Source organism: uncultured Dokdonia sp. (genome assembly GCF_947496725.1).
In the GTDB taxonomy this organism is placed as follows: domain Bacteria; phylum Bacteroidota; class Bacteroidia; order Flavobacteriales; family Flavobacteriaceae; genus Dokdonia.
Genome location: NZ_CANMDS010000011.1, coordinates 1 through 5,847 on the forward strand (window position 1 = coordinate 1; position 5,847 = coordinate 5,847).

Sequence of the window (5,847 nt, forward strand, 5' to 3'; positions counted from 1 at the left end):
ATTGGCTTTAAAATTTATTTCAAATTATTTTCAAAAGATAGTTTGTAAAGTCAAAAAAGGTTGTAGTTTTGCAGCCGCTAACAAATGGAGGTTTATTTGTAGGAGTTGTTCTTAGAATTGTTGTTTTTATTGCTTCAGAAAAAAATAATTTTTTTTTCAAAATAAAGTTGTCAGTATTAAAAACAGTTGTATATTTGCACCCGCTTAGAGAAACAGTAACATATCTAGCGAAGTTCAAGTAATTTTTTTGAATGTTTTGGAAGGATAAAAAGGGGTTCGATTCCTCTTGCATTAACATTGATTTTCTAGTTTTTAGGGATTAGGAAAAGTTCATTGACTTATTGAATTGACAGCGCGTATTAATACTTTCGGGTATTATTACAAAGAATTTGAAAACTAGAAGTTTATTATTGACCGGATATTTCGAGTTGTGAGGAGTTAAATTATTAACAACACACGATGAAGAGTTTGATCCTGGCTCAGGATGAACGCTAGCGGCAGGCTTAACACATGCAAGTCGAGGGGTAACAGGAGTAGCTTGCTATTTGCTGACGACCGGCGCACGGGTGCGTAACGCGTATAGAATCTACCTTATACTGGGGGATAGCCTTTGGAAACGAAGATTAATACCCCATAGTATTATTTTTTGGCATCATTAAATAATTAAAGTTTCGGCGGTATAAGATGACTATGCGTTCTATTAGTTAGTTGGTAAGGTAACGGCTTACCAAGACTTCGATAGATAGGGGTCCTGAGAGGGAGATCCCCCACACTGGTACTGAGACACGGACCAGACTCCTACGGGAGGCAGCAGTGAGGAATATTGGACAATGGAGGCAACTCTGATCCAGCCATGCCGCGTGTAGGAAGACTGCCCTATGGGTTGTAAACTACTTTTATATGGGAAGAATAAGGTCTACGTGTAGATCGATGACGGTACCATAAGAATAAGCACCGGCTAACTCCGTGCCAGCAGCCGCGGTAATACGGAGGGTGCAAGCGTTATCCGGAATCATTGGGTTTAAAGGGTCCGTAGGCGGGCATATAAGTCAGTGGTGAAAGTCTGTGGCTCAACCATAGAATTGCCATTGATACTGTATGTCTTGAATTATTGTGAAGTGGTTAGAATATGTAGTGTAGCGGTGAAATGCTTAGAGATTACATAGAATACCGATTGCGAAGGCAGATCACTAACAATATATTGACGCTGATGGACGAAAGCGTAGGTAGCGAACAGGATTAGATACCCTGGTAGTCTACGCCGTAAACGATGGATACTAGTTGTTTGGCCTTCGGGCTGAGTGACTAAGCGAAAGTGATAAGTATCCCACCTGGGGAGTACGTTCGCAAGAATGAAACTCAAAGGAATTGACGGGGGCCCGCACAAGCGGTGGAGCATGTGGTTTAATTCGATGATACGCGAGGAACCTTACCAGGGCTTAAATGTAGTCTGACAGCTTTAGAGATAGAGTTTTCTTCGGACAGATTACAAGGTGCTGCATGGTTGTCGTCAGCTCGTGCCGTGAGGTGTCAGGTTAAGTCCTATAACGAGCGCAACCCCTGTGGTTAGTTGCCAGCGAGTAATGTCGGGAACTCTAGCCAGACTGCCGGTGCAAACCGTGAGGAAGGTGGGGATGACGTCAAATCATCACGGCCCTTACGTCCTGGGCCACACACGTGCTACAATGGTAGGGACAGAGAGCAGCCACTTAGCGATAAGGAGCGAATCTATAAACCCTATCTCAGTTCGGATTGGAGTCTGCAACTCGACTCCATGAAGCTGGAATCGCTAGTAATCGGATATCAGCCATGATCCGGTGAATACGTTCCCGGGCCTTGTACACACCGCCCGTCAAGCCATGGAAGCTGGGGGTACCTGAAGTCCGTCACCGTAAGGAGCGGCCTAGGGTAAAACTGGTAACTGGGGCTAAGTCGTAACAAGGTAGCCGTACCGGAAGGTGCGGCTGGAACACCTCCTTTCTAGAGCTTGTCCCTGTTATTGTGCGTTATATATTTTATATATGTAGCTATATCTTTAACAAACAGCAAACGACTTACAACCGAAAGGTTAGTAATAGGTTTTAGTTTTCAATAGCTGTCGATTTAATTATTAATAAGGAAGTAGGGATTGAGTAAGTGGGAATTAGTTTTTGCTAACAACTACCGCTTAATTACTATAGACTATTAAGACAGTCTCATAGCTCAGCTGGTTAGAGCGCTACACTGATAATGTAGAGGTCGGCAGTTCGAGTCTGCCTGAGACTACTTTTTATGCTTTCGCGAAAGCTTTATAAATCGTGATGTTCATACGTATTACATTTTGAAGGAAATTTTAGAAGTTGAGAATCATTACTTCGTCATTCGAAATCTGATGTCATCATCTTGATTTCATAGAAATGGGGGATTAGCTCAGCTGGCTAGAGCGCCTGCCTTGCACGCAGGAGGTCATCGGTTCGACTCCGATATTCTCCACATCAGCTATCAATTTTAAATTGTTGGCGATTAGTTATGAGTTTACTTGTAATTAATACCGTTCATTGACATATTGGGAAATAATTAAAGAATACGAGAAGTCGTGTATAGCCTAGCCGCTATATACGCAAATTAATAATAATATGAATAACTCATTATAATATAAAGGTTTATGTATTTTATACATAAGCCCTTAAAAGAGCAATTAAGTACAATAAGCTAATTAAGGGCGTATGGGGAATGCCTAGGCTCTCAGAGGCGATGAAGGACGTGATAAGCTGCGAAAAGTTGCGGGGATCTGCACACAAGAATTGATCCGCAAATATCCGAATGGGGCAACCCGGTATATTGAAGATATATCACCAGAAATGGGGCAAACCCGGAGAACTGAAACATCTAAGTACCCGGAGGAGAAGAAAACAATAGTGATTCCGCTAGTAGTGGCGAGCGAACGCGGATTAGCCCAAACCAGTAATGTTACGGCATTGCTGGGGTTGTAGGACCACGTTATTTTGTGCTTTATGAACTAGAATGCTTTGGAAAGAGCAACGATACAAGGTGATAGTCCTGTATAGGTAAAGACAGTTACAGATAGTGGTATCCTGAGTAGTGCGGGGCACGTGAAACCCTGTATGAATTTGTGGGGACCATCCCATAAGGCTAAATACTCCTGAGAGACCGATAGTGAACCAGTACCGTGAGGGAAAGGTGAAAAGAACCCTGAATAAGGGAGTGAAATAGAACCTGAAACCATACGCTTACAAGCGGTCGGAGGTCTTCGGACTGACGGCGTGCCTTTTGCATAATGAGCCTACGAGTTACTTTAACTAGCAAGGTTAAGATTTTTAGGATCGGAGCCGTAGCGAAAGCGAGTCTGAATAGGGCGACCATAGTTAGTTTGAGTAGACGCGAAACCGTGTGATCTACCCTTGGGCAGGTTGAAGCTTTGTTAACCCAAAGTGGAGGACCGAACCCGTTGACGTTGAAAAGTCTTGGGATGACCTGAGGGTAGGGGTGAAAGGCCAATCAAACTCGGAAATAGCTCGTACTCCCCGAAATGCATTTAGGTGCAGCGTTGATTTATAGTTTTATAGAGGTAGAGCTACTGATTGGATGCGGGGGCTTCACCGCCTACCAATTCCTGACAAACTCCGAATGCTATAAAATGTTAATCAGCAGTGAGGGCATGGGTGCTAAGGTCCATGTCCGAGAGGGAAAGAACCCAGACCATCAGCTAAGGTCCCCAAATGATAGTTAAGTTGAAAAAACGCGGTTGGACTGCTTTGACAGCTAGGATGTTGGCTTGGAAGCAGCCATTCATTTAAAGAGTGCGTAACAGCTCACTAGTCGAGCGGTCCGGCATGGATAATAATCGGGCATAAACTATCTACCGAAGCTATGGGATCCTGCACGAGCAGTGATCGGTAGGGGAGCATTCTGTTTGCGTTGAAGGTGTACTGTGAGGTATGCTGGAGCGTACAGAAAAGAAAATGTAGGCATAAGTAACGATAATGCGGGCGAGAAACCCGCACACCGAAAGACCAAGGTTTCCTCAGCTATGCTAATCAGCTGAGGGTTAGTCAGGGCCTAACGCGAACCCGAACGGGGTAGTGGATGGACAACGGGTTAATATTCCCGTACCTGCTCACATTAAAAGCGACGGATTCGAATAGTTGGTGCGCACAGACGGAATTGTGCGTTGAAGGGAGTAGTAATACCCCGATAGTACACTGAGACTACGGTCAAGGTGATAATCCAGCGAATCGAGTTCCAAGAAAAGCAAGTGAAGCAGCCTGTACCGTAAACCGACACAGGTGGTTGGGATGAGAATTCTAAGGTGCTCGAGAGATTCATGGCTAAGGAACTAGGCAAAATCGACCCGTAACTTCGGGAGAAGGGTCGCCCATCTTCGGATGGGCCGCAGTGAAGAGGTCCAGGCGACTGTTTATCAAAAACACAGGGCTCTGCTAAATCGAAAGATGATGTATAGGGCCTGACACCTGCCCGGTGCCGGAAGGTTAAGAGGAGGGTTTAGCTTCGGCGAAGATCTGAATTGAAGCCCCGGTAAACGGCGGCCGTAACTATAACGGTCCTAAGGTAGCGAAATTCCTTGTCGGGTAAGTTCCGACCTGCACGAATGGTGCAACGATCTGGACACTGTCTCGGCCATGAGCTCGGTGAAATTGTAGTATCGGTGAAGATGCCGGTTACCCGCTGTGGGACGAAAAGACCCCGTGAACCTTTACTATAGCTTCGTATTGGCTTTGGATAAGTAATGTGTAGGATAGGTGGGAGACATCGAAGCTGCGTCGCTAGGCGTGGTGGAGTCATTGTTGAAATACCACCCTTTACTTATTCGGAGTCTAACTTCCATAGGAAGAACAGTGCGTGGTGGGTAGTTTGACTGGGGTGGTCGCCTCCAAAAGAGTAACGGAGGCTTCTAAAGGTTCCCTCAATACGGTTGGCAATCGTGTGTAGAGTGCAATGGCATAAGGGAGCTTGACTGAGAGACCTACAAGTCGATCAGGTACGAAAGTAGAGCATAGTGATCCGGTGGTTCCGTATGGAAGGGCCATCGCTCAAAGGATAAAAGGTACTCCGGGGATAACAGGCTGATCTCCCCCAAGAGCTCACATCGACGGGGGGGTTTGGCACCTCGATGTCGGCTCGTCACATCCTGGGGCTGGAGAAGGTCCCAAGGGTTGGGCTGTTCGCCCATTAAAGTGGCACGCGAGCTGGGTTCAGAACGTCGTGAGACAGTTCGGTCTCTATCTACAGTGGGCGCAAGAAATTTGAGTGGATCTGATCCTAGTACGAGAGGACCGGATTGGACTGACCGCTGGTGTACCAGTTGTTCCGCCAGGAGCATTGCTGGGTAGCTATGTCGGGAAGGGATAAGCGCTGAAAGCATATAAGCGCGAAACCCACCACAAGATGAGATTTCTTTAAAGGGTCGTGGGAGACTACCACGTTGATAGGCTATAGGTGTAAAGGCAGTAATGTCATAGCCGAGTAGTACTAATAACCCGTAAGCTTATGTACACTTCCCCGGTCTTGTACCGGGGAGGAAACTCTTTTAATAAGCATTAGAATACGTTTTTTATATGATTATCAATTACTTGTTATTACTTTAATTACTTCCTTTTATGTTAAGATATTTTCTTTCGCCTTGAGCGAAAGGGTTTAAGATGATTTTATATCATTTTATTCTAAAACTAAGGTGGTTATAGCGACGGGGCTCACCTCTTCCCATTCCGAACAGAGAAGTTAAGCCCGCCAGCGCCGATGGTACTGCACTCGTGGGAGAGTAGGTCGCCGCCTTTTTAAGCTCCAATACAGAAATGTGTTGGAGCTTTTTTTATACAAGAAAGTCAA

Annotated in this window: 2 tRNA genes and 3 rRNA genes; all 5 read left to right on the plus strand. The window is 45.4% G+C overall.

The features are described from left to right. Positions 1-456 precede the first annotated feature (456 nt). The 5 genes from Q0948_RS14815 (at position 457) to rrf (ending at position 5,796) form a co-directional block, all read left to right on the plus strand. Positions 457-1,980, plus strand: a 16S ribosomal RNA gene (locus tag Q0948_RS14815). A 211-nt stretch (positions 1,981-2,191) separates the two neighbouring features. Further along, positions 2,192-2,265, plus strand: a tRNA-Ile gene (locus Q0948_RS14820). Between the two features lie 133 nt (positions 2,266-2,398). Further along, positions 2,399-2,472 (plus strand) — tRNA-Ala (locus tag Q0948_RS14825). Positions 2,473-2,685: 213 nt separating this feature from the next. Continuing rightward, positions 2,686-5,513 (plus strand): 23S ribosomal RNA (locus Q0948_RS14830). Positions 5,514-5,688: 175 nt separating this feature from the next. Next, positions 5,689-5,796: ribosomal RNA gene (gene rrf / locus Q0948_RS14835) — 5S ribosomal RNA — on the plus strand. The 16S, 23S and 5S rRNA genes sit together here with 2 tRNA genes alongside, the layout of an rRNA operon. The last annotated feature ends 51 nt before the right edge of the window (positions 5,797-5,847 follow it).